This is a genomic window from Limnovirga soli (assembly GCF_013106755.1).
In the GTDB taxonomy this organism is placed as follows: domain Bacteria; phylum Bacteroidota; class Bacteroidia; order Chitinophagales; family Chitinophagaceae; genus Limnovirga; species Limnovirga soli.
In genome coordinates this window covers 285,754-311,203 of the sequence record NZ_WHPF01000004.1, presented here as the reverse complement: position 1 = coordinate 311,203, position 25,450 = coordinate 285,754, and the positions used below count along the sequence as shown (strand labels likewise).

Here is a 25,450-nt window from a genome sequence, read left to right as displayed (position 1 = left end):
GGTAATAATTGAAAAATAAATGGCTTAGCAAAGCGATGCATACAGAATTGTTGTGCCTACCTAAATATGGGGGATAAAACATAAATAGATTTTTATTTATTAAATATCACCGAAATTTGCAATTGCATGAAAGTAATCATATCCGCTGCAACAAAGGGTGAGTGGCTGCAATCCAGCGAAATCATCAATACTGTTTTGGCAAAAACAAATAAGCCTTTACAGGTGATTTTTCATGCAGGTGGTGTGGGCATGCTACCCTATGCGGTAAAATTAATGACTTGCCTATATCAGGAAAAACCTGACTTGGTGATTCAAACAGGCATTGCCGGCAGTTTTAAAAATGATATGCCACTAGGCAAAGTAGTAGTGGTAGCCAATGAAATACTGGGCGATACCGGTGTAGAAGAAAATGGTGGCTGGAAGGATTTGTTTGATATGCAACTACAGCAACCAAATGATTCACCGTTTATAAACTGCAGCTTACCCAACCTACAACTAAAGCAATTTAACCTGCTTGGCATGGATGCGGTTACCGGTTTAACCGTAAATGAAATATCCACCAGCCAGCAAAGAATTGTACACCTAAAAGAAAAATATGGCCCCCATATAGAAAGCATGGAAGGTGCTGCCCTTCATTTTGTATGTACCGAAATGAATATTCCTTTTATACAGATAAGGGCCATCAGCAATTATGTTGGGGAACGTAATAAGGCCAACTGGCAAATGAAAGAAGCCCTTACCAACCTGAACGAAACCATTTTATTGTATTTGGAATGTTTGTTAACCACATTCTGCCCTGATTAATTGAACTATTTATGAAACTTACGCTGGGGTTTTCTCCATGTCCGAATGATACTTTTATTTTTGACGCACTTGTTAACGGTAAAATTGATACCGGTGACTATAGTTTTGATGTTGTACTGGAAGATGTGCAAACACTTAACCAATGGGCTATTGAGGGCAAACTGGATGTTTCAAAAATTAGTTATGGGGTACTGCCGCTGGTACTAGACAAGTACAAAGTTTTACATAGTGGCGGCGCTTTAGGCAAGGGTGTGGGCCCCTTATTAATTGCCAAAACAGCCATACCACCTGAAGAAATAAACCATAAAACAATTGCAGTACCTGGTGTAAACACCACGGCGCATATGTTGTTCTCCTTGGCTTTTCCTAATGCTACGAATAAGCATTTTAAAGTGTTTCATGAAATTGAAAGCGCCGTTTTAACAGGTGAAGTTGATGCAGGTGTTATTATACATGAAAACAGGTTTACCTATGCAGATAAAGGCTTGTATAAAATAATTGACCTGGGCGAATATTGGGAACAAACCACCGGCGCAGCCATTCCGCTGGGAGGTATTGTTGCAGGCAAACATTTGCCACAAAACGTAATGAAAGAGTTGGATGCCCTGATTAAACAGAGTGTGGAATATGCTTTTGCCAACAACCACGAAGAACTGGCACCATACGTACAGAAACATGCACAGGAAATGAGCGTAGCCGTGATGAAACAACATATTAACCTATATGTAAATAATTACTCAGTTGCATTGGGTGATGCAGGCAAAAAAGCGGTTTCAACTTTATTAGGTGTATACCAGCAGCTTTACCCTGCAACAAATATGGACACCTCTACTATTTTTGTTGACTAACCAATCCACTTTTAATAGAAGTTGCAAAATGTTATACTGTACAAGAGTGCGACGCAAGTAAAGTTGATGTAACTTCTCCCAAGCCGGGCACATAAAACAATTACCCAAAAACATAAAAAAAGGCTGGTAATAAACCAGCCTTTTTGTTAATTTCTCTTTTCAACCGGTGGCACCGGCGGTGCCGTAAAGCCCTTGGTTTTAAGTAAATTTTTTATTTCGGTGATTGCTCTTTCTAGCTGAGGATCAATACCTTTTGCCATCGCTCCTAAATCTTCGGGCACTTCTATATCGGGGTCAACACCATAGCCTTCTCTAAACTGCGTACCATCCGGATTATAAATTCGGAATGAGGGAGCTGTAATGCCGCCGCCATCTACCATATCAGGATAACCGCTGATGCCAATTAATCCTCCCCAGGTGCGAGTACCAATTAATGGCCCCAGGTTTTTCTTTTTAAAATAATCGGGGAAGGCATCGCCACCACTACCGCTCCAGCCATTTATCAACATTACTTTAGGGCCAAAGTTGGCATAAGCTGGCAATTGCCATGGTTTACCATCACGGGTGGCTACAAAGGAAAGCGGAGTACGGTTTAGCATTTCTACAAACCGATCGGGAATTTGGCCGCCATCATTAAAACGTTCATCAATAATCAGTGCTTTTTTATTCCATTGGGCATTAAACTGGCGCATAAGCTCGTTCTGTCCATCAAGCCCTGTGCTTGGCACATAAATATAGCCTACCTCGCCATTGGTAGCTACTTCTACCCTTTTGCGCATGGCTTCAATCCAGGCCAGGTTGCGCAACCGGTATTCATCTGCCATGGTTTTTATGATTGCTTTTTTAGCACCTTCAAAAGTAGTGGTTGAGTTATAAGTGAGCTCCACCGTTTTATTGGCCAGCCCCTGAAATGCAGCAAAGGGCTCTTTATTGGTGGTAATGGGTATACCATTTACGGCCAAAATATAATCCCCTTCTTTGATGGTAATACCTGGCAAGTCTAATGGCGATCTTACCTCGGCATCCCATTCGGCGCCATGAATTATTTTTTTCACTTTATAATATTCACCTGCCGGTTCCCAATCAATACCAATATAACCGGTTTGCTCAAATTTTATTTTCTCAAAGTCGCCACCGTAGTGATAGGTATGGGAGGAGTTTAATTCCCCAATCATTTCTCCAATAATAAAATCAACATCTTCTCTGGTGGCAGCGCCTTCCAGCATTTTCATATACTTTACTTTGGTTTGCTGCCAGTTTACGCCATGCATATTGGCATCGTAGAAATAGTCTCTTTCAATACGCCAGGCATCGGTAAAAATCTGTTTCCATTCCAGCATGGGATCAACGGTCATCTGCATTTCGTTAAGGCGTAAAGGCTTATCAAATTTGGCGCCTTCGCCGGGCGATATTACCGCCCATGCTCCTGATTTAGCCACCAGCATTTTCTCTCTATTAGCACTCAACATATAGTAATCAGCTTCCAGCATGGTTTTTTCTTCCCGTTTTTCTATATCATACATTTTAATGGTGGCAGGCCCTTCTGGTGCACCTGTATTGGGGTAGCGTATGTACACCGCCTTACCTGCAATCACATTTAATACACCCAGGTTGCCGGGTGTAACAGGTAGTAGTTCCATTCTATGCTCCATCCCTTCAAAATCAATACCTACTGCATTTGAATCTGCTTTCTTTTCTTCGGCAACTGGCTTATCCGTTTTCTTTTTAGTCTCTTCCTTTACTACTGGCCTTTCTTCTGCGGTAACTGCTACCGTATCATTTTTGGGGAATAATAAAGAGGGAGTAGTTTTTTGTAATCCTATAGCCGCTAACTGACTACTATTGGCATAAATAAATGTATTATCTGCGTCACTATAATAAGGCTGAAAGGTTTGCGAGGTAAGCACAAACAAATATTTCCCCTCCGTATCAAATACGGGATTGCTGCAACTATAAAAACCGCTGGTTACCTGACGGGCTTTTTTATCCTTTGTATCGTAAATAAAAGCGGCAAAATGTTGGTTTTCCAAATCGCGGCTATAAGCCAGCCAGCGGCTGTCTGCCGACCAGCTGAAACTAAAATTCTCCATATTACCATGAGAAAAAAACAATCCCTGATCCACATCAGCAGTAATGCCGGTGGCCATATCATACACTTTAATTTTACCAGCCTTATCAATAAATGCCAGCTTCTTGTTATCCGGCGACCAGGATAATGCATAGCGGTAACCGGCCCCATAATCTGTAAGTTTGCGGGCACTGGTCTCTTTACCGGCTTCCATTACCCAAAGTTCATATTCACCAGATTTATCGCTCCAATAAGCAATTGTTTTTCCATCAGGGGACCAGGAAGGAAATCGTTCAGCTACGCCCTGAGTCATGGTAAGGTTTTTAACAAACCCGTTTTCCGCAGGCACCGAAAAAATATCTCCCCTTGCTTCTACCAACACCCTTTTTCCATCCGCACTTATGGAAGCGTGTTGCACATAATCATTTACTGCAATGGTTTTGGGCTTTAATAAAGCCTCATCCGTTACAACAGTAACTTTTACTTCTTTCGCTTGCTGACTGGCAAATGAAAAAATATAGAGTTTACCACCGCCTTCAAATACAATATCATCTGGCCCCTGTGATGGAAAATGCACATCATAATCTGTAAATCTGGTTAATTGTTCAAAGCTTTTTTTAGCAATATCATAGCGCCACAAATTCATTCTTACTTCGGGGCCGCGGTCGCTTAAAAAATAAATGTAGTTGCCATGCCACATGGGAAATTCATCATCGGCATCGCTGGTGGCACTAATGTTTTCCTGTACTTGTTTATCAAAATTGTATAGGCGTATATCTCCATTCATCCCACCGCGGTAACGCTTCCAGTTACTGGTAGCCTGAGATAATATAACCACCGCCATTTGTTTACCATCGGGCGAATAACTGCCATATTCAGCATAAGCCAATGGCAATTTTGTTTCTGCTCCACCATTGGCCGGCACCATAAAAAACTGGTTAAACCTGGCCTTACCACTCTCCCTTCGTGATGCAAACAAAATGCTTTTGCCATCATTTGTCCAGTCAACAATACGCTCAGGATAACCATGTTCAGTAATTCTTGCAGGTATGCCTCCATTAACCGGCATTACATAAATATCACGGTTGCCATCATATACGGCTCCAAATGCTATTTGTTGTCCATCGGGTGAAAATTTGGGTAACACTTCCACGCCGGTAGGTGAACTCAATTTAGCCGCCATACCGCCGGCTTTGGGTACCACCCAAATATCATTGGCATAAGTAAAAACAATTTGTGTTTGCGATACATCGGGGTAATGAAATAGTCCGGCATCAATTTGTGCGCTTGCTTTTAAAAACAACAGGCAGCATGCCATACCATACAGCATCATCATCTTTTTCATACAGGTTAAATTTTATCAGTGGGGGTGAATTGTTTTGGAAAGATAATAAATGACAGGTGTAAATATTGGTGGCTAAAAGTAAGAATGGTGAATATCCCTGATAAGAAAGCATTTCAGTATTGGCCCGGCAAAACCTAAGGCATCAAACATTCGTTGCGTCGCACTCTTGTGCTGCAGGTACTTTATGCAGCTTTTATCGAGGTGGAAATTAAAAAATGTGGCCGTCACTCCTAACTCGTTACCGGGCCTCCTGGTGAGTGTGTAGTGTTATGCACTTCATTTGTTAATAATTGCATTTGTAAAGGTAGAAGTACATATGGCTGCTAAATGAATAGCTGCATACCTTGGCTGGAATTTGTGGTACAGATTAAATAAATTCAGGCTAGCTTCCCAACCCCACAAACCTTTTTGAACAAGAAACCAATTGCGAAAGGTGCCGTGCCCACTCTGCTTTCCGGCAATATTCATCTCAATGCCGAACGCTATCTCAACTTTCCCTGATTGGAAAGTGTTGTTATTAATAATGAATTATTACGTTGGTCGTCTATATTGATATCAGTTCCGGCATAGCCGAGATTCATGGTTACTTTGTTATATCCCCCCACGTAATCCATTGTAATTGAATTAGCACAGGTGGAGCTTGAATAAGAGGGCTTTAAAATACCAAAGTAAACTACCTTTTTATCAACAGCTACCGCAAATGGTGTCCCATCATTCAACGCTTTCAATTGCTTTATTGAATTGTCAGACAATGTAAATTGATATGCTGCCTGAAAGTATTCTAATATGTCTTGATTTTTTACCATTGCCGTGTCCTGCAAAACGGCAGTACCTTCATCTATCTGGCATTTACCTGTAACCAACCGGTAAGATTTCAGCAAATAAATCTCCAGTTTTTCACCAGTCTGATTTTCTATTACAGCACCCTTTTTGCAGGAAAGGCAAATGGCGCTTATCAACAATATAAAAAGTAGTGCTCGCATAATTTTGTTTATTCAATTTACAAATAATTAGTTGGTAACGTTGTACCCGCCTTGCACACAGGCAAATATCTGCTCAACTTTTATCGCTCAGATTCCCATGCCCCCAAATCTGGTTAATCATTTCCAATATCCATGCTATTGCGCATATCATAAAATGGAAAACAAATTTAAAAAGTATAACCCAATTTTAAAGAGGCTTCCGAGTTTATGGTTGGGAGGGTATAGATTTTATTATCAACCAGTACGTTTTTATCACCAGCCAGTTTTAAATTTAAACTGGCCCACGGCGAGAGATACACATGTTTACAAAGGGTAATATTATAGCCAATACTTCCATTCAATAGCAGGTTATTAAATTGGGCGGTTTGTATTTTTGCATCCGTTTGAATAGTGCTGTTCCAGTATACTACACCAGCACCGGCCCACCAGCCTTTCCAATCTTTTTTTAAAAACCGGTCTACCACCAATGCATAGGCATGTATCTGGTGATTGGAGAATTCTTTTTTGGTTGACCAGTCAGGCTTTTTTACAAAAGCAGTGAGTGCCCTTACCCGCCACACATCTTTACCCAACCAGCCGGCTCCAAAATAGCCACCAGTAGCGTATGGAAGCACATCCAATTCTATTCCGGCTTGTAGCTTTTTTGGTTTGTTTACCTGAGCATATGTATGCAAACTCAGGCAACAGGTAAGGACTAAAAGGTAAAATTTCATGATGGCTTTTTTTCGGTTGGTATCAAGCCAAAATTAATCTATTCTAAGGTATTTTAGGTTTTTGGGTGCTTCTATTGGCTGTTAGTTTAAAAGATTTTCAGCTGGTCAACAAATTTGGCAATGATTGCATTTTTATAATCAATTATGATTCCTCAACAATTGCAAGGGCAATCCCCTTTACCTTTTTATCAATGCAACAAAAGGTGAAATCTTGTTTTCCGTTTGAAAAATTAATTTTATCTATTTTACCATACCACCAATTAACTTCTTTAATATAAACAACCTCTACATCTCTTTTTTCGATTGTAATGGAATTTCCAACCAATATTCTGTTATAATAGTTGATGGTGATAGTAACATCATTCTCCACAATAGAAGAGAGATATTTTCTGCGGCTAAAAATGATTTCCAATATTTTAACGGTTAACAAGCCAATAATTGAATACATGGCAATTGGTATTTCATCTACAGCCATCGAACCAAAAAGAAGAAGCAATAAAATTAAAACATAACCGAAGGAATGAAGTGCAATTTTTTGTTTGATATTCAGAAAGGAAGTATACATAACAAATGCCATCATGGCCTCAAAGGCCGGGTTACAAATAAAGTTGATTCCTTGTTATGGTTGAAGATAAGAATTAAAGCCAATTTTGTTGACGCTCATAAATTAAAAAGCATCACAGATGTTGGTCAATATCACAATAGTTATCTGCCTCCATCTCCGCTGCGGCAAAAGTCCAATCAACTATCCAACCGCACAAGAGTGCGACGCAACCAGGCTTCATCCTTGTTTTGCAGCTCGGCTCATTTTGCATAAACACAACACATTGGTAATAATAGTTTAACATTGAAATAATATTCATTTACACCAGCTTTGTAAAACATGTGTGCCTATTTAAAAAACACGATTACTGCCAGTGCTTTTGGAAAAGATTTTCTTTGGGGGGTAGCCATGGCTGCCCAGCAAAATGAGGGTGCCTGGAATGTAGATGGCCGCGGCCCTTCTATTTGGGATGTATTTGCCCGCCGCCAGGGCAAAATTAAAGAGGGCGGCAAACCCACCCATGCCTGCGATTTTTATTACCGCTATAAGGATGATTTACTACTTACCAAGGCACTGGGTTTTTCGGTGTTTAGGTTTTCGATATCGTGGAGCCGGGTATTGCCCGAAGGCATGGGCCGCACCAATAAAGAGGGTCTTGCCTTTTACCATAAAGTAATTGATGAATGTATTCAACTTGGTCTTACACCTTATATTACTTTATATCATTGGGATTTACCGCAGGCGTTAGAAAAAGAGGGCGGCTGGACCAATCATAACATTATTAAATGGTTTGCCCGTTTTGTAACCGTTTGCGCGGAAGAGTATGGCGATAAAGTAAAAAACTGGATAGTGATGAACGAGCCGGCCGGCTTTACATCATTGGGTTATATGCTGGGTAAACATGCACCGGGCAAAACTGGTTTGGCCAATTTTTTACCCGCCATTCACCACACCGTTATGGCAACTGCAGAGGGTGGCAGGGTATTAAGGGCGCTGGTTCCAAATGCACATATTGGTACTACTTTTTCGTGCAGCGAAATAATACCATTTACCGATACCGAAGAAGATAAACAAGCTGCTAAAAGAGTAGATATTTTAGCCAACCGGCTGTTTATAGAACCTGCCCTTGGCCGCGGTTATCCACGGGACGATTTTAAGTTTATGGAAAAACTGGAAATGCATAACCATGCCTGGAAATATACCGAACGTATGCATTTTAATTTTGATTTTATTGGGCTGCAAAATTATTTTCCGGTAGTGGTTAAATACAATGCGCTTATGCCCATTATACAGGCCAGCGAAGTAAAAGCCGTTACCCGCAAAGTGCCCCATACCGCTATGGGCTGGGAAATTAATGCTGATAGTTTTTACCGCATCATAAAACGATTTTGGCTATATGGTAATGTAAAAGAAATTTTTATTACCGAGAGTGGTGCGGCTTTTAAAGACAAGTTGCAAAATGGTGTGGTAAACGATGCAGAGCGTATTAACTATCATCAGCAATACCTGCAGGCACTGTTAAAGGCCAAACATGAAGGCATGAATGTAAAAGGCTATTTTGCCTGGACCCTGATGGATAATTTTGAATGGGCCGAAGGCTATAAAACCCGCTTTGGATTAATACATGTAGATTTTAATACCCAGCTAAGAACCATCAAAAACTCCGGCTATTGGTTTAGGGATTTTTTACAACATAGCTAGGGTTTGTGGGTACCCAACTCTTGTAACACTGCGCAGCACCGCTTGCGTCGCACTCTTGTACGGTTAGCCCATGGCTGGGCAGTATAAATACAGTTTTACTTGTAAAAAAATGGGCGCATTAAACACTATTGCTTTTTCTTATAGTATTTTTCCAAATCCATAATTTCTACCTTTCTAAATTCTATGGGGTGGCTTTCACTTTGCAGCGATATATAACCCGATGATAATAGCTGTCCGTCTTTTTTTATTGCAGCATCGTAATTGCTTACTACGCCACCACCCATTTGGGGTTTATTATAGGTTAAAACGGTATCACCATTTACAATATGTTTTACAATAGAATCGCCCAATACCAATACTTCGGCCCTTACCCATTCATCACCACGGAAGGTGGCTGAGCTGGAGTTGATGCAATGATCTGTAAAAAGCTTGCCGTTCATTTCAACATTAGTGCCTGGTGTACATAAATTACAGGTGGAGCGCTGACCGGTAGAGTCGCCACCCAACAATTGCACTTCAATGGAAATAGGGAAATCCTGGTCTTTTTGCATGGTGGCCGGTGACTGGCAATGAATCATGATACCACTGTTTTTATATGCCCACCCTGGCCCGCCCTTGGCCTGCGTGCCCACAAAGCGATACTCTACTGCAATAAGATAATAGGAATAGGGATTTTTATAAAAAATATGGCCAAACTGGTTGTTAAAAGAATCATAGGCATCATAACGTACTTTCATTACACCATCTTCTACGCTAAAGGTATTACCAAAGTTTTCGTTGTAGGCATGTCCGCTAATTTTGGGGTGCCAGCCATGCAGGTTTTTGCCATTAAACAGTTGTTTCCATTTGCCGTTATATTGGGCGTTGGCACTAAAAAATAAACAGGCAACAAGTAGTGTGGTAAGCATGTATTTCATAAAGGAAAGGTAAATGATTTATACGCAATAACGATGGCAATATTTAACTGAAAGCGGCTCATAGTTATCCATAGTAACTAATAGTCCATTTGTACTTAGCTGCCGAATGTTATAGTGCACAAGTGTGCGACGCAAGTAAAGTTAAATAGTGCCTAAACAGCCTGGCCCTTAAATGCTTTAATAAAAAAAAGAGCTACCTGTATAGATAGCTCTTTTTTATTAGTGTAATCAATTGTTTACTTCATAATTACGGTATGCTTCTCGGTAATATTACCGAGTGTGCAAACTATATAATAAGCTCCGGGTGCCATTTCACCAATATGAAAATGCCCGTTATTAATGCCTTTGGTGGCATTCATTTTTGCCTGCTTAATAAAATTGCCGTTTTGGCTGTATAGTTTAACCAGCATCTCACCATCTTTATCGGCATTAAACTGTAACATTAAATGGCCGGGTTTTGTGAGCGGATTTGGACTAAGGCTGGTAACCAGTTTGGAAGCCGCCACTTTATTATTAACATACATTTGAATGGGCGATAACTGGTGGTTGCCTTTGGTATCAACCATATCAATTTGGTAATACACATATTTGCTTGAGGATGGCGTTTTATCGGCCGTACTAAATGTGTTGGCAGCTGTTGGTTTTAATTTGGCAATTTCAGAAAAATGTTCTCCATCATCGCTTTTTTGAACAGAGAAATAAGACACTTCTTTTGAAGAAGCTGTTTTCCAGTTTAACAGGGCCTCAGCATTATAATCGCTGATAGCAAAACTGTTTAAACCAGCTGCCAATGAAGGCGATACATTGATGGTACCTTTCATTACAGTAAAGTGAAAAGTGCATTGGTACTTGTACACACCCGATACCTGTAGAATATACTTAAATTTTTTGTGTGCAGAATCCATAGCAGCATTCCATGCAGGTGCGCCGGAAGGAATGGTTAAGGAAACGGTATTGTGAATACCATTTTTCCATTGCCATTGAATGGTATCGCCCACCACGGCATTTACCGTTTTAGGTTTAAATTGAAAATCTGATACCTTAATAGTAATAATAGTTGCTTTGGATGTACCCAAAACAAAACTTAGGAGCATGACAAAAAGTAATGACTTTTTCATAATCGTTAATGTTGGTTTTAGAATGTGTAGAAATATATTTAAATACAATTATTAGCCGGGCATAGAAACATGAATGTAGCAGTACTTGCGTCGCACACTTTGGCAAAAGGTTCTCTATTCAGCAATCAGTTTCAAGATTTAAGTTACAACATTAATTTATATGAAGGTTTTTACCATTTGCAAATTTCCGCATTTAATAAAACTTTAATATCTGCCAAAAAACAATTCCACAGTGGTGTTATAAAAACCAATTCAATACCAATTAGTTAAATAAAAAAACCTGTATCCAGCCATACAGCCTTTTATCACAAGTATGGCCAACAAATTTGTTTTCTTAATACCTTACCAGCCTAAATAAACGCTATGTACCGCATTACACTATTTTTTTTATTGGCTTTTATAAGCATTAATTCAACCTTTGCCCAGGATTTATACATGCCCAGGAATATACAACAGGCATATAATAAAGGCACCCGTTCCAAAGATGGAAAACCCGGACCCCATTACTGGCAAAACCATGGCCGCTATACTATCACCATCAATGCCCTGCCGCCTAACAGAACCATTAAAGGCAGTGAAACAATAAGTTATATCAACCATAGTCCCGATACGCTAAAGTCGCCCGTAATAAAACTTTTTCTCAATATCCACAAACCAGGCGCTCCGCGAAACGGGGGTGCAGCCGAAGATTACCTTACCAGTGGCATGCACATAGATGCATTTGCAGTAAATAGCAAAAAAACAGCGTGGGATGACGATGAATCTGTTTTTACCTGGCAGCGTTTCAGGTTACCCAAACCGCTTGCCCCGCACGATTCAGTACAACTGTCATTTGACTGGCACTATGAAATTTCAAAACAAAGTGGCCGTGAAGGCATGATAGATTCTACCACCTACTTTCTGGCCTATTTTTATCCCCGTGTGGCGGTATATGATGACTATAATGGCTGGGATAGAATGAACTTTATGGATAGCCATGAATTCTACAGCGATTTTAATGATTATACGGTTACCATTAATGCACCAAAAAATTATTTAGTTTGGGGTACCGGCACATTACAACACCCGGAAACGCTTTTACAGCCTGCCATTTTGCAGCGTTTTAAACAGTCGTTTATTTCAGATGAAACGGTGCGTATTGTAACGCAGCAAGATCTGTTGGCTAAAAATGTAACCAGCCAAAATGCAATAAATAGCTGGCAGTTTACAGCAACAGATATACCCGATATGGCTTTTGGTTTAAGCGACCATTTTGTATGGGATGGTTGCAGTGTTGTGGTTGACGATGCTACCGGCCGCAGGGCCGTGGCCAATGCAGCTTATAACGATACGGCATCTGATTACCATTATGTAGCACAATATGCCAGACACTCACTAAACTGGTTATCGCATAATTGGCCGGGAGTGCCATATCCCTATGAAAAAACAACTGTATTTCAGGGTTATGCAGGAATGGAATATCCTATGATGGCGAATGATGAATCGTATAGTGATACACTTTTTTCAAGATTTGTTGCTGAACATGAAATTGCACATACCTATATGCCATTTTATATGGGCATTAACGAAACCCGCTTTGGCTTTATGGATGAGGGCTGGGCTACCACCTTTGAAATTTTGATTGGCAGGGAAGACCTGGGTGCAGAAGCTGCAGAAGAGTTGTATAAACAGTTTCGAATCGCTAGCTGGATAAACGATCCCTCTGCAGAGGAAGATATTGCTATTATAACACCGGGTGATGCTCTAACCGGAAGGGGATTCTCCAATAACGAATATGGAAAAGCATCTATTGGTTACCTGGCCATGAAAGACTTGCTGGGCGATGCCCTATTTAAAAAATGCCTACATGCCTATATGGACCGCTGGCATGGAAAACACCCAATACCATGGGATTTCTTTTATACCTATAACGATGTGGCAGGCCAAAATTTAAACTGGTTCTGGAGCAGCTGGTTTTTTAGCAATAATTATATCGATCTGGCAATTAGTGATGCCAGGCCAAATAAAAAGGGTTACGAGATCAGCTTAAAAAATATTGGAGGCATGCCGGCCCCCGTTGATATAATTGGTACTTATGATGATGGCGCCAAAGAATCTTTTCATCAAACACCGGCTATTTGGGCCATAAATCAATTGCAGACCAGCGTAAGTATTGCCACAAAAAGGAAAATAAGTTCCATACAGTTGGACGGAGGTATTTTTATGGACGCTAATGAGCAGGATAATTACTTTTCTATAAAATAATAAGAAGCATTGCAGCTGCCGTTGATTAGCGGTGGCTGTTCTTTTTTAACCGGCGTTGTGCTGGTTATTTACATTTACACCCCCTCCTATCTTTATCACTACATGTATTGTTTTTAAATAAGATTTTTTTGCTAAAAGCCTGCCGATTGCCACCCTGATTACCTTTATTTTGTTGCCTAATCATCTGCAGTACAAGTGTGCGACGCAAGTAAAGCCGGCCATGCAAACCAATGCCTGGCTTCAAATTGCAGACAGTTGTCTAATTACCTGGATATATTATTGGAGAAAGACTTAAGGGTATTGCTGCAGTTGAACTAAATTATTGGGCAATGCTTTTGTATTCCAGTGCTCGTGTAATACCATGGCGGCACCTAATGCTGAAGCCTGTGCTACAGTAGCTGCATACACTGTTATGCGTGGAAATGCCTTTGCCAGCAAATGCATATAAATAGGATTTTTGCTAAACCCGCCATCTACAAATATGCGCTTTACTTTGGTGCTGGCCAATACCAGTTTGATAGCATGCACCTGCAGCAACATAATATCAGCAATTAATTGGTGATACGCTGCTTCATACGTATTGAACAATTGCAAATCACGTTTTGCAAAGGCCGAGGAAGCTACCTGTGCACTTCCAGCCGACTGCATAACCGTATTTTTTTTCTGTTGCAAGCGGCTGAGTATTTGCTTATCGCAAACCACCGTGGTAAAATAATTATAGGGCTTATTAAAATGGGCTGCCAGCCGCTTTACCTGCTCTTCATGCTCATGCCCGGCAAATAACCTTGAGGCTTTTATGGGATTACCCATGTACGACATATAGCAAAGGCAATCCTGATGTAATTCCACATCGCTTAATGCTTCATGGTTAAATGGGTTAAAACTGATGCTCCAGGTACCGGTTGACAATAAAATAAAGGGTTCACTAAAACTGGCCAGATAAGGGATGAGGGCTGCTGAACTATCGTGCAAACCAATACCCGCAATATATTCATTATCATTATTGGTAAATGGCACCGCAGTTGTTGCGGGCATTATTGGGGCAAACACAGGTAATATCTTTTCTTTTGCCAGCCATTCGTGATAGCATTTGTTTTGAAAGTTCCAAAGATTGGTATGGCAACCAATACTGGTTATATCGGTAGCCGGTTTGGAGGTAAGTATATAACTTAAGTATTGCGGTAAATGTAGCGCAAATGCTACCTGGGCAAATAATGCGGGCTGCTCCAGTTTTAAGCGGTATACCTGCATGCCCGAGTTTAAACTACCTAACACAGGAGAAGCGGTTTGCTTTGCAAAAAGGCTTTCGCCACCATGCGTTGTATAAAATTTTTCAAGTAATAGCGGAGGATAGCTTTTTAAATAATTATACAGCGGGGCTATAATATTTCCTTCCTTGTTTATATACACAAAGCTGGCACCATAGCCCGAAAAATTCACCGCCTTTAGGGTAAATGCCGGCATTTGCAAAACAGCATTAAAACTGTCTTTTACCCATTGGGTGAGCAAAGCAATATCCTCGCAGGGAAAGCCATCTTCATCTGTAGTTTCGGGTAATTGTATACTTTGCTCAAATACTACATTGTACTGTTCATCAAACAACAATAATTTTTTATTGGTTTTACCAATATCAAATATGGCTATGGTGGGGGTTTTAGTCATTACAATCCTGTTGCCATTGATTTACTACCTCTACGATTTATTAAACCAGCTCTTATATCATGTTGCCTGTAAAAGGCTAAGGGGTTTAATGCACCACCGCTTCTTAACCTCGCTGCTGCTACTAACGCCCTTACATCGGTTCTAAATGCCTGTTGCAGTATTTCCTGTGCGGTAACCACATCATTATTTAACTGCGCTTCGGCGAGCTTTTTTCTATCTACCAACAAAGCCTGTGCATAGGTAATCATTATGGCTTCTACTGATTGGAGTAAATCTTCCAGCGGATCTTTTACATTATGGCTGGCATCAATCATCCAACCCAGGTCAGTGGCATGTTTCATGCCCCTGGCATCCATCCCTTCTACCAGTTCATTAAAAATTAAAAATAACTGATAAGGCTTTATGCTGCCCACGGTTAAATCATCATCGCCATATTTGCTGTCGTTAAAATGGAAACCGCCTAGCTTGCCCTCCATTAATAATAAAGCCACAATCTGCTCAATATTGGCATTGGGTAAATGATGGCCCAAATCTACCAGCGTATAGGCTTTGCTGCCTAATTTACTGGCGTATAATAATGATTGCCCCCAATCGCCAACTGTAGTGGAATAAAAATTGGGTTCAAAAGCCTTATACTCAACAAACATTTTCCAGTCATCAGGTAATGCACTGTATACTTGCTGCAAACTTTCCAATGTATTTTGAAAAGCATTTCTAAAGTTTAACTGACCAGGAAAGCAAGAGCCATCACTAAGCCATACGGTTAGTGAGGTGGAGCCCAAATCCAGTCCATACTTAATCACTTCAATATTATGATCTATTGCCTGCTGGCGAACAGCTTTGTTTACATGCTGCATAGAGCCATATTTATAGCTAAATGCCTGCCCCGGCTGATCCTGAAATGTATTTGAATTCATGGCATCGAATTGCAGGCCATGCTGTGCTGCCAGTGCTTTTATATGTGTGGCATTCTCCGGTATATCCCAGGGAATATGTAATGATATGGCGCCGCTACTATTATTTAATGCATGCAGCAAGCCAATATCTTCTATTTTTTCTTCCAGGTTACGGGGTTCACCACCACCGGGGAAACGGCCAAACCTGGTGCCACCTGTACCCAATGCCCAACTGGGAATGGCTACCTGAAAATCGATGAGTTTTTGCAGCAATGCCTCTACATCCTGTACCTCTGCGGCAATATAATTAAACCTGCGCTCATGATCTTTTATGAGATATTCGTTGTGTGCCTCAATAGCACTTTTGTCTAATTGCATACAATCTTGTTTATGGCAAATAAAAAACTTCCTGCAATGGTATGTTTACCGGTGAAAAATCTTCGTTGGTTTCCATTATATCTTTCATATAGGCCCACCACTTTTTCATTACAGGTGCATTGGGCAAATCGTCTAAAGCTGATTTGTCGAATATGGTAAGGTAACCAAATAATATATTAGTTGCTTCGTCTAAAAAAATAGAATACTCTTTTATGCCCGCATCTTTAAGCAATTGTTGCAATTCGGGCCAAAGTGCATCATGCCTGCGTTTGTATTCGGCTTCGCAACCTGTAAAAAGTTTCATTTTAAATGCTATACGGTGCATGGTGAATTTTATTTTTTGGGGACAAACAATTGATTCTTTTTGCAGCTGTGGTTGTGTCACTCACTTGTACGTTCCAACCATTTATGGGCTTTTTTAAATACAACATAAACCGGGTAACTTTTGTAACTCGTTTATAATATTCTCTGTACCAGGTATAGCAGAAACTACGCTTCGGTAAAAGCTGCATTATATTCCATAGTACAAGTGTGCGACGCAAGTAATGAGTAGCAAAGCACAAAAGCCCGCTTCATAAATTGCCTTTATCTTAAAAATGCCATTGCCACACCCCCATCTACGTTAAGGGTATTACCGGTTGATTTGTTTAATAAACCACCCACAAACGCATAGCAGGCATTGGCAATATCGGCCGGTAAAATCATTTCGTTTAACAAAGTGCGTTTTGCATAATAAGCCGGCAGTTCTTCTACCGTTATACCATATGCTTTGGCCCGCCCTTCGGCCCAGCCACCTGCCCAAATATTGCTATCGGCAATAACAGCATCGGGGTTTACGGTGTTAACGCGAATTTTATCGCCACCCAATTCTGCAGCCAGCAATCGTGACAAATGTGCCTGTGCTGCTTTTGCAGAACCATAGCCGGCATTATTAGGACCAGCTACTACACTATTTTTAGAAACGATGTTAATGATATCGCCTCCAAACCCTTGTTTACGCATAGTGGCAATGCCCTGTTGCGATACCAGGAACTGCCCTTTAACCAAAATATCATACAACTTATCCCAATCGGAAATCGTATGATCGGTGATGGATTTGGAGATACTGATACCCGCATTATTTACAATTATATCTACGCCGCCAAATGCCAATGCAGCGGCGGCAAATGCTTTTTCTATAGAGGCACTATCGGTAACATCCAACAGAGTAGCAGCAGCCGTATCGCGGCCATATAGTTGCTGAAACTCCTGCATGGCGGTTTGCATCCGTTCTTCATTAATATCGTTGATGATGATGCAGGCACCTTCATCTGCAAAACGTTTTGCAATGGCTTTGCCAATACCTCCGGCACTGCCGGTAATTAATGCGATACGGCCACTTAATGATTTTGGCTTGGGCATGCGTTGCAGTTTGGCCTCTTCCAATAGCCAGTACTCTATATTAAAAGCTTCCTGCCGGGGCAACGAGGTATATGCACTTACCGCCTCGGCGCCGCGCATTACGTTAATGGCATTGATATAAAATTCAGCAGCTACCCTTGCAGTTTGTTTGTCTTTTGCAAAACTAAACATACCTACACCGGGGTATAGAATAATTACAGGGTTGGCATCGCGTATAGCCGGACTGTTTGGATGTTTGCAACTATTATAATAATCGGCATACATAGCCCTGTATTCTAAAAATAAGGGTGCAATTTTTTCTTTTATTGCGGTGGTATTGGTAACATCTTCATCAGTTGAAAGATTTAATACCAACGGAGAAATTTTGGTTCTCAAAAAATGGTCGGGGCAGCTTGTTCCAAGTGGTGCCAGCCTATCCAAATCATTTGAATTAATAAACTGCAATACCCTGTCATCATCTGTAAAATGGCCAATCATTTTTGTTTGTGAAGAGCAGAAGCCTCTTAAAACAGGCGCCAGTGTAGCAGCTTTTGCAAGCCTTTCTTCTTTTGGCAAAGCGTTTATTTTTTGTCCGCCAAAAATGGGGCCTTTTTTGCCGTAATGATCTTCCAAATATTGGGCACAGGTTTCAATTACCTCAAGGGTATTGATATAGCTTTCATAAGCTGTATCACCCCAGGTAAATAAACCATGAGAGCCAAGCATAATTCCGCGGATACCGGGATTTTCATCCAGGCATTGTTTTAACATCAACCCCAGTTCGAAACCCGGTTTTTGCCATTTTACCCAGCCAATAGTTCCCTTGAATAAGTCTTTGGTAATTTGCTCACCATCTTTTGCCGCCGCAATGGCAATGGCTGCATCGGGGTGCAGGTGATCAATATGTTTAAATGGTAAAAAACCATGCAAAGGCGTATCAATAGATGGCGCTTTTGAAGAAAGATCGTATATACAATGGTTGAATAATTCTACCATTTCATCTTCAAAAGCAAGGCCACGGTAAATATTTTTTAAACTGCGAAGGCGCTCAACATATAGGGCGGCAAGGCCATTACGTTTCATGGTGCCCAAATCGCCACCACTTCCTTTTACCCACATAACTTCAGTTTCTTGTGCGGTAATAGGGTCTTTGGCCATGGCTTTGCAGGATGTATTGCCACCACCATAGTTGGTCAGGCGCAAATCTGCACCTAATAAATTAGATCGGTAAACGAGTAAAGCTACTTCATCGCCTGCCAGTTCAGCGGCTTTTGCATCATCCCACAGGTAGCTTACGTGTTTGAATTGGGTTGGTATTGTACTCATAATGAAAGCTTTCAGCTATTAGCCATTAGCTATTAGCTTTGTTTAAAGTATTTATAAATCGATGAATCATTTTTATTTCTTCTTCTAATAACGTTTCTATATCCTTTATTTCTTCCACCATTAACCAGTTCATTTCTTTAGCGATAATCAAATATGTTTGTACTTCAAAGACAGACCCCAAAGAAATTTGAAGAAACCTGACATAATCTTTATCACTGTTTCTACTGCTTCCCTCTGCAATATTTGCCGGAATTGAAACTGCTGCCTTGGTCATTTGTGCTACTATCCCAAATTTTTCTTCATCCGGAAATTTATTTGCAAAGCCATAAATCCTTTTCACAATTTCAATACCCTTTTGCCAAATAATAAGTTCCTTATAATTCTTCATATTATTTGTTTTTTATAGACCAAAAGCTAACAGCTAAAAGCTATTGGCCAATAGCTGCCCATCACTTTATCGCATTCCCATACCCTACCAATAGCACTGAAACAATAATAGTTAAAATACCCACTATAATGGTAGTGATTGTTTTTTTGTTTACGCCTTTCCATTCTTTTAATACTAGTCCCCACATATTGGCGGTAAGTATAATAAATGCCATATGCAAAATCCAGCTGCTGGCACCATTGCCCAGTTTACTTTCGCCCATGCCATAGAAAAAGAATTGCAAAAACCAGGTAGTGCCCGCCAATGCCGAAAAAATATAATTGGTAAGTAATGGCGATTTTTTATTTGTGTAATCGCCAAAGGTTTTATTGCGTGCATTTAAGATCATGCACCAGATAAGATTGGTGGTTAGCCCACCCCATAAAACCACTACATAGGTTACATTGTTCTGGTATAAGAAATTACCCTGATTAGGGTTGCCGTCTTTCCATAATTCATTGGCAAGGTCGGCCATGGGCTTACCGGCTTCCAATCCAAAATTAAAACAGGCACTTAACACACCCGACACTATGGCCACAAACATACCCAGGGCAAATTTGTATTCTGTTTTGGTGTCGGCACCATGAGGATCGGTAGTATTGGCGGCAGACAATTGCTTTTCCTTCATCATACCTGCCTTACCACAAATAGTAATGCCCAATATACATACTGCCAGTCCAGCCAACACTGTAAGTCCCCAGCCCGAACCTACCAGCATGCTAAAAGTATCTTTCCCTTCTTTGGGAAAAAGATCATAATAAACTGATGGTATGATGGCCCCAAAAACCATACATAAACCAAGTATAATACTACTGCCCAACGATACGCCAAGATAACGAACACCTAACCCGTAAGTTAAGCCCCCAATGCCCCATAGCACGCCAAAAAAATAAGTAATGCCAATGGTACTTCCTCCGGCGCCTTTGATAATATCCATAAAACCTGGAATGGTTAAATAGGCTGCAACAGGTGGCACAATAAACCAGGAAAATATCCCGCCAACAATCCAGAAGCTTTCCCAATGCCAGCCTTTTACTTTCTTATAAGGCATGTAAAAACTTCCCGATGCAAAGCCGCCGATAAAATGAAAAATAACGCCGAGTATTGACTCCATGTTGTATTGATTTTCTATATAGCAAGAACAGGTGGTAAAAATAGTAACTCCATGTCTGGCAACTGTCATGTACTGTCTTGATAAATTTGCCATTTTTATAGCCGGCATAACCAAAGTATAGGGCTTTATCTACACAGTATACTCAGGATTATTATCCGAAAACTTATACTTTTAATAAAAAGCAGCAACTCACCACCATAAAATAAAAATTAAGCTAGCACACTCTTATCACCTCTATTTGCAGCAATTTACCCAGCTTTTCAATTTTTGAATAAATATGCCCCACCCCAACTGCACAATGGTGGGCAGGCCCATAACTATTCCAGCTGTTTACAAATTTGCGGGCGCCTATCGGAAAGCTATAGCGGCTATTGGTATTGCCAATTTGCAAAATGGGCCCTGCTACAGAGGTACCTTCTGCCACCAGTAATTGTAATCCGCCGCCTTTTTTTTCTACTACACTAAGTAAGGTAACCGGCCCGTTTTTTACCGACATTTCTACAGATAAACCCTTGCCCACTTTTCCATGAAATACCTGTAATGGCCGAACTTTAGTTTTACCTTCTGCAATGGCAATATGGCCCGGACCATCATGGCCCATCAATACTACATCGCTGGCAAAATCCATGGCATAATACTCAGTAAAAGAACCACCTGCACCAAAGCTGTCCATAATCTTCATGGCTTGTGCATTTTTTATTTCGTATTCTCCTGCTACAGGTATACCCCTTGCCGTAAGCAATGAGTTACCAAGAATTATGGAACTAATCGCTTCTTCATTGTCTTTATTCCCAGTGCCTTTATAATAATAAGCCATAGACCCCAGCTTGTATTTTTCAACCAGTTTATCCAATGCCACCGAAGTAATTGCGGCTTTCTCCAACTCTTTTGCCGGGCAATCATCCTGTACATCAAAACTGATATTAAACAAATGCATACGCTCTTGTATTTGGGAGGCGGTAACCTCTTTGCGTAGCGTTGCCAGCTCTTCTACTTCCAACAATTCTATATGTCCGCCAAAGCTGTTGTATTGTTGGGTAAGGTCGGTATAAATATCCAGCATACCGCTATAATAATGGCCCATACAACCCATGCGGTTATATTGCATTATATGCGCTACATTGGCTGCCTGCACCCATTCTGCAATTTCGTTCCAACACCCGGGGTCATTATGCAACATGCCTGTAACCTGATTAAAGGGAATACCTGCACGACTAAACACATTCGCAATTTCTGGTACAGAACAGGCAGAGCAATGCGCCAGCCATTCACCTGTCATAGTGGTTCGGTCAGTCAGGGCATTGAACATTGCATAATCTATATTCGCTTCAGGTGCCAGGTTTAAAATTATGACAGGCACTTTTGCCTTTTGAACAACAGGTAAAACCGTTGCCGACAAAGCATAGGTGGTAACATGTAAAAAAATAATATCAACATCCTGTTGTTTAAACAGCAGGCCGGTTTCAAAAGCTTTATCAATGGTATCCACAAGGCCGGCGTTTACTACAGCACCATGCATTGCAGTAAGTTTTTGCTCCACCACCTGCAAGTAAGCTTCCAGCCGCTCTTTTAGTCCTTCAAACTGAGGCCAGTAAGTATCCAGGCCAATACCAAACAAGCCCACTTTACATGTATTCATGTGCTGTAGTTTTAATTTTTTGAACCCAACATGTGTTGCCGAATTTAGCTTTACTTGCGTCGCACACTTGTACGGCAACAAGTATTGCAGCAGTAAACAACCTCGGCCTTAAAATACTAATGGCACATGGTCTATTTCCATAAATGCGGCCACACCGGGTATCCAGTATTGCTGTATAAATGCCACATGCAATGGGTGATTATTATAGGCTTTGTAAATGGCTTCGTTTTCAAATTCCATGGACAAGCCATATTGAAAATCATTTTTCTTACTGGTTTGCTGCAGACTTTCAAAATGCTGAACACCTTCAATAGCAGTCAAAGTAGCCGCACCTTCAAAAAAATGTTTTACTTCTGCTGAGCCTTTGGCATAATGCAGGCTAAAAAATACCATATGCTTTATCATATTCTTATGTTTATACTGTTTACCTAATTTATAATTATAATAACTTTTTTATTGCTGCATAAAGAACCAACAGTACAAGTGTGCGACGCAAGTGAAGCCGCTGAAACTACTAACTGCCAGGCTAAATAATGCATTTGTTCTTTTATTTTACTTCAATTAAATATTTGCCAGAGCCGGTGGTTACAATAGCTGCATTGTCTTTTATAGGCACGTCATTTTTCTTTTTTCCATTTACAAAAATGGAGGAAGTGGCAGTGGCCGGCACATAAATATTGGCTGTGGTATTTACCGGTATTTGTGTTTGCAACGCAAAGCCATTTTCGTTTTTTGTCCAGCTGGTACTAACCCAACCATATGGCGTGTGAAAGCTACCATTGGCAGCAGTAATATCACCCACAGGTTGCGGTCTTATTTTGATAATCTTATAGCCAGTAGAGCTATCCTCCTGCCCTATGCCGGCCAGGCCGCTATATAACCACTCCATAATATGCCCCAACATTAAATGGTTATTGGAAACATTCTCCAAGGCAGGCCAGGATTCGGTTAATGCGGTAGCACCCTTTTTTAACTGAAAGCCGTAGCCGGGTACATCATCCCGGTTATTCATATCGTACAATAATTGCGAGGCGCCACCATCGTCTAATGCTTTTACCAAAAAATGGAAGCCAATGTCACCCGCAGTAAGGGCTTTATTGCCGGCATAAATAGAGTCAACCAGATTTTGCAGTACAGCTTTGGTATTTGATTCGTCAACCAAACCAACATGTAATGGCATTGCCATTGCCGTTTGGCTACCGGTGGCATATACTTTTGTTGTTGGGTTAAAAAAAGTATGGTTAAATGATTGCTTTATGGCCAGCGCCTGTTGCCTTAATGCATTGGCCGCTTGTGTGTAATGCAGTACATCAGCCATTTTACCCAGCAAGCTAACATCGTAATAATAAATGGCGGTGGCAGTAAGCGCTTTGGGTGTAAGCTGCGCTTCGCCAGGTTCTTTGGGACCATAATCAAACCAATCCCCCAATCCGTGGGTTAAAATGTGGTTGTTTGATTTGCTTTCCAAATAAGCCACATATTTCTCCATCATTGGATATGCTTTTTGTACAATAGCAGTATCGCCATACCAGTTGTATAAAAGCCAGGGCAAAATAACAGCACTACTGCCCCACTCCGGTGAATCCAAAAAGCCACCATCAAACACCACAAACTCAGGGGCAATATCGGGCACAAAACCTTGCTCATACTGGGCATCTATTAAATCGTTTACTAATTGCCTGTACAAACTGTATATGTCATAATTATAGTGAATGCCGGCACCCATTAAATAATCCTGTTCCAGCCAGCTTAATTTTTCGCGGTGCGGACAATCGGTTACCACACTTTGCATATTGCTTTTAATGGCCCAGTTAATCAGTGTATAAATACGGTTAAACAAAGCATTGGAACAGGCAAAAGAACCATTTTGCGGGTTGGCATTTCTGTTGTGTAAAGAATTAAGCCCGGTTATAATGGGCAGGTTATCAGGGTTGGCAACAGTATCGGGCAATGCCCCTTCTACCTGTACATAGCGAAACCCATAATAGGTAAACCGGGGTTGCCAAATTTCTTCTTCGTTGCTACGCAAGGTATAGGTAAAATAAAAAGGATCTCCTGAAGCATCCTGATTAGCGGTACCATTTGATTTTACTAATTCGGCTGGTACCAGTTTTACTGTTTTTCCCTTTTTGCCTTTAATTTTTAATTGTACAATACCTGAAATATTTTGACCTAAGTCGTACACATAAAACCCGGTATCTGTTCTCCATATTTTTTGTGGCAAAAAACTATCTGTTAGCACAACCGGATAATCCTGCTCGGGCAATAGCTTGCCCAAAGGAGCTTTTACGGCCAGCGCATTTTTCCATTTACTATCATCAAATACATTGGTATTCCAACCAAATTGTTCCAGCTGCGCATCATAATCTTCACCACCATAAATGCTGCTAAAAGTAATGGGCGATGGGGCGGTTTTCCAGCTTTCATCCGATACAATATTTTCGGTACTGCCATCTGCATATTCAATTTGCAGGCGGCATATCATTTGTGGCATGCCAAAAGCCGACACTATTTTAAAATACCTTTCGCGGTTAATATTATAAAAACCATTACCTACCAATGCACCAATGGCATTTTTACCTTGCTGCAACTGGCTGGTAACATCGTAGGTATTATACAAAACTGTTTTATCAAAATAGGTCCAGCCAGGTGCCAGAAAGGCCTTACCCACTTTAGCGCCATTAATACTTACTTCGTACTGACCTAAACCAGTAATAAACAATGTGGCAGATTGTAGTTTTTTACCAATGGCAAACTGCTTTCTAAACATCGGCACCACGGGGCGTTGCAGGCATTTATTGCCCAGAGAATCGGCAAAAGGGGCGTGTATGGCTGGTGCTGTTCTTAACGAATCGGCTAGCGTTTCATATCCAATCCATTTAGCGTTAAGCCAATCGCCGGTGGTAAAAAGACCGGTGGTAAATTGCTGTGCAGCACTCCAGGTAATCCTTTTTCCCTTTTTATCCCAAACACCAACTTTCCAGTAATAGGTATGTGCAGGCATCAAAGCAGGTCCAGTAAAATTTATCATGGTACTTTGGCTGCTGACAACCTTATTTGAATTAAACACATCAAATTGTTTTCGGCCTAAGTTTTCAGCAGTAGAAGCAATTACCAATTGATAGGCTGTTTGGTATTGATTTGTGGTAGCACTTTCCAGCTCCCACCCAAAATGAATACCGCTGGTACCAACGCCCATTGGATTCACTTTGTTTTCGCATAAGGCAGCAACTACCTGTATTTGTGCTGTTGCCGGCATGGAGCAGAGTAATACAAAAAAATAAAACAGTACTTTTCTTTTCATGCTACGATAAGTTTTTTTACCCGGCTGTTGTTTACTATT

At 40.8% G+C, this 25,450-nt stretch carries 19 protein-coding genes; 4 read left to right on the top strand and 15 right to left on the bottom strand.

Annotated elements, in window-relative coordinates; genetic code table 11:
- Window positions 1-126 precede the first annotated feature (126 nt).
- Both mqnB and GD597_RS06850 read left to right on the top strand, forming a co-directional pair.
- Window positions 127-804, top strand: coding sequence for a futalosine hydrolase (mqnB, locus tag GD597_RS06855; RefSeq protein WP_171607085.1), 678 nt, complete (start codon window positions 127-129; stop codon window positions 802-804).
- 11 nt (window positions 805-815) lie between these two features.
- Entirely contained in the window at window positions 816-1,652 is an 837-nt protein-coding gene (locus tag GD597_RS06850) for a 1,4-dihydroxy-6-naphthoate synthase (protein WP_171607084.1), read from the top strand.
- Between the two features lie 146 nt (window positions 1,653-1,798).
- Here the strand turns inward: GD597_RS06850 and GD597_RS06845 are convergent, their stop codons facing one another.
- The 4 genes from GD597_RS06845 to GD597_RS06830 form a co-directional block, all read right to left on the bottom strand.
- Window positions 1,799-5,065 (bottom strand): S41 family peptidase, encoded by a 3,267-nt coding sequence (locus GD597_RS06845; protein WP_171607083.1) that lies wholly within the window; start codon window positions 5,063-5,065, stop codon window positions 1,799-1,801.
- A gap of 482 nt (window positions 5,066-5,547) precedes the next feature.
- Complete coding sequence (locus GD597_RS06840; RefSeq protein WP_171607082.1) at window positions 5,548-6,048, bottom strand: hypothetical protein; 501 nt, start codon at window positions 6,046-6,048, stop codon at window positions 5,548-5,550.
- A gap of 167 nt (window positions 6,049-6,215) precedes the next feature.
- The gene (locus tag GD597_RS06835; RefSeq protein WP_171607081.1) at window positions 6,216-6,761 is read right to left on the bottom strand and encodes a hypothetical protein; all 546 of its coding nucleotides are present in this window, start codon (window positions 6,759-6,761) and stop codon (window positions 6,216-6,218) included.
- Window positions 6,762-6,903: 142 nt separating this feature from the next.
- A complete protein-coding gene (locus GD597_RS06830) occupies window positions 6,904-7,341 on the bottom strand; it encodes a hypothetical protein (RefSeq protein ID WP_171607080.1) in 438 nt (145 codons plus the stop codon).
- A gap of 303 nt (window positions 7,342-7,644) precedes the next feature.
- Between GD597_RS06830 and GD597_RS06825 the strand changes: the two genes are divergently transcribed.
- Entirely contained in the window at window positions 7,645-9,006 is a 1,362-nt protein-coding gene (locus GD597_RS06825; protein ID WP_171607079.1) for a GH1 family beta-glucosidase, read from the top strand.
- 125 nt (window positions 9,007-9,131) lie between these two features.
- Here GD597_RS06825 and GD597_RS06820 read toward each other — a convergent pair whose 3' ends face one another.
- Both GD597_RS06820 and GD597_RS06815 read right to left on the bottom strand, forming a co-directional pair.
- Entirely contained in the window at window positions 9,132-9,923 is a 792-nt protein-coding gene (locus GD597_RS06820) for a 3-keto-disaccharide hydrolase (RefSeq protein WP_171607078.1), read from the bottom strand.
- 236 nt (window positions 9,924-10,159) lie between these two features.
- Window positions 10,160-11,041, bottom strand: coding sequence for a cupredoxin domain-containing protein (locus GD597_RS06815; RefSeq protein WP_171607077.1), 882 nt, complete (start codon window positions 11,039-11,041; stop codon window positions 10,160-10,162).
- Window positions 11,042-11,404: 363 nt separating this feature from the next.
- Between GD597_RS06815 and GD597_RS06810 the strand changes: the two genes are divergently transcribed.
- The gene (locus GD597_RS06810) at window positions 11,405-13,285 is read left to right on the top strand and encodes a M1 family metallopeptidase (protein WP_171607076.1); all 1,881 of its coding nucleotides are present in this window, start codon (window positions 11,405-11,407) and stop codon (window positions 13,283-13,285) included.
- Window positions 13,286-13,576: 291 nt separating this feature from the next.
- On the opposite strand, the gene GD597_RS06805 is transcribed toward GD597_RS06810, so the two are convergent.
- The 9 genes from GD597_RS06805 to GD597_RS06765 form a co-directional block, all read right to left on the bottom strand.
- Window positions 13,577-14,947 (bottom strand): FGGY-family carbohydrate kinase, encoded by a 1,371-nt coding sequence (locus GD597_RS06805; protein ID WP_171607075.1) that lies wholly within the window; start codon window positions 14,945-14,947, stop codon window positions 13,577-13,579.
- Window positions 14,947-16,221, bottom strand: a complete 1,275-nt coding sequence (locus GD597_RS06800) for a sugar isomerase (protein ID WP_171607074.1) — start codon at window positions 16,219-16,221, stop codon at window positions 14,947-14,949. The genes GD597_RS06805 and GD597_RS06800 overlap by 1 nt, the downstream gene beginning before the upstream one ends.
- 10 nt (window positions 16,222-16,231) lie before the next feature.
- A complete protein-coding gene (gene rhaM / locus GD597_RS06795) occupies window positions 16,232-16,546 on the bottom strand; it encodes an L-rhamnose mutarotase (RefSeq protein WP_171607073.1) in 315 nt (104 codons plus the stop codon).
- A 260-nt stretch (window positions 16,547-16,806) separates the two neighbouring features.
- Entirely contained in the window at window positions 16,807-18,927 is a 2,121-nt protein-coding gene (locus GD597_RS06790; RefSeq protein ID WP_171607072.1) for a bifunctional aldolase/short-chain dehydrogenase, read from the bottom strand.
- Between the two features lie 25 nt (window positions 18,928-18,952).
- Entirely contained in the window at window positions 18,953-19,315 is a 363-nt protein-coding gene (locus GD597_RS06785; RefSeq protein WP_171607071.1) for a four helix bundle protein, read from the bottom strand.
- Between the two features lie 61 nt (window positions 19,316-19,376).
- Entirely contained in the window at window positions 19,377-20,468 is a 1,092-nt protein-coding gene (gene rhaT, locus GD597_RS06780) for an L-rhamnose/proton symporter RhaT (RefSeq protein ID WP_171607070.1), read from the bottom strand.
- 214 nt (window positions 20,469-20,682) lie between these two features.
- Window positions 20,683-22,107, bottom strand: coding sequence for an arabinose isomerase (locus GD597_RS06775; protein WP_171607069.1), 1,425 nt, complete (start codon window positions 22,105-22,107; stop codon window positions 20,683-20,685).
- A 108-nt stretch (window positions 22,108-22,215) separates the two neighbouring features.
- A complete protein-coding gene (locus GD597_RS06770) occupies window positions 22,216-22,512 on the bottom strand; it encodes a Dabb family protein (RefSeq protein WP_171607068.1) in 297 nt (98 codons plus the stop codon).
- 142 nt (window positions 22,513-22,654) lie between these two features.
- Window positions 22,655-25,411, bottom strand: a complete 2,757-nt coding sequence (locus GD597_RS06765) for a family 78 glycoside hydrolase catalytic domain (RefSeq protein ID WP_171607067.1) — start codon at window positions 25,409-25,411, stop codon at window positions 22,655-22,657.
- Between the last annotated feature and the right edge of the window lie 39 nt (window positions 25,412-25,450).

Bases quoted from the DNA above. Each gene is read 5' to 3' on its own strand.
- GD597_RS06830 (WP_171607080.1), bottom strand. From the start codon at position 7,341: ATGATGGCATTTGTTATGTATACTTCCTTTCTGAATATCAAACAAAAA.
- rhaT (WP_171607070.1), bottom strand. From the start codon at position 20,468: ATGGAGTCAATACTCGGCGTTATTTTTCATTTTATCGGCGGCTTTGCA.
- GD597_RS06845 (WP_171607083.1), bottom strand. From the start codon at position 5,065: ATGAAAAAGATGATGATGCTGTATGGTATGGCATGCTGCCTGTTGTTT.
- rhaM (WP_171607073.1), bottom strand. From the start codon at position 16,546: ATGCACCGTATAGCATTTAAAATGAAACTTTTTACAGGTTGCGAAGCC.
- GD597_RS06765 (WP_171607067.1), bottom strand. From the start codon at position 25,411: ATGAAAAGAAAAGTACTGTTTTATTTTTTTGTATTACTCTGCTCCATG.
- GD597_RS06810 (WP_171607076.1), top strand. From the start codon at position 11,405: ATGTACCGCATTACACTATTTTTTTTATTGGCTTTTATAAGCATTAAT.
- GD597_RS06815 (WP_171607077.1), bottom strand. From the start codon at position 11,041: ATGAAAAAGTCATTACTTTTTGTCATGCTCCTAAGTTTTGTTTTGGGT.
- GD597_RS06775 (WP_171607069.1), bottom strand. From the start codon at position 22,107: ATGAATACATGTAAAGTGGGCTTGTTTGGTATTGGCCTGGATACTTAC.
- GD597_RS06790 (WP_171607072.1), bottom strand. From the start codon at position 18,927: ATGAGTACAATACCAACCCAATTCAAACACGTAAGCTACCTGTGGGAT.
- mqnB (WP_171607085.1), top strand. From the start codon at position 127: ATGAAAGTAATCATATCCGCTGCAACAAAGGGTGAGTGGCTGCAATCC.
- GD597_RS06825 (WP_171607079.1), top strand. From the start codon at position 7,645: ATGTGTGCCTATTTAAAAAACACGATTACTGCCAGTGCTTTTGGAAAA.
- GD597_RS06840 (WP_171607082.1), bottom strand. From the start codon at position 6,048: ATGCGAGCACTACTTTTTATATTGTTGATAAGCGCCATTTGCCTTTCC.
- GD597_RS06835 (WP_171607081.1), bottom strand. From the start codon at position 6,761: ATGAAATTTTACCTTTTAGTCCTTACCTGTTGCCTGAGTTTGCATACA.
- GD597_RS06785 (WP_171607071.1), bottom strand. From the start codon at position 19,315: ATGAAGAATTATAAGGAACTTATTATTTGGCAAAAGGGTATTGAAATT.
- GD597_RS06800 (WP_171607074.1), bottom strand. From the start codon at position 16,221: ATGCAATTAGACAAAAGTGCTATTGAGGCACACAACGAATATCTCATA.
- GD597_RS06820 (WP_171607078.1), bottom strand. From the start codon at position 9,923: ATGAAATACATGCTTACCACACTACTTGTTGCCTGTTTATTTTTTAGT.
- GD597_RS06850 (WP_171607084.1), top strand. From the start codon at position 816: ATGAAACTTACGCTGGGGTTTTCTCCATGTCCGAATGATACTTTTATT.
- GD597_RS06770 (WP_171607068.1), bottom strand. From the start codon at position 22,512: ATGATAAAGCATATGGTATTTTTTAGCCTGCATTATGCCAAAGGCTCA.
- GD597_RS06805 (WP_171607075.1), bottom strand. From the start codon at position 14,947: ATGACTAAAACCCCCACCATAGCCATATTTGATATTGGTAAAACCAAT.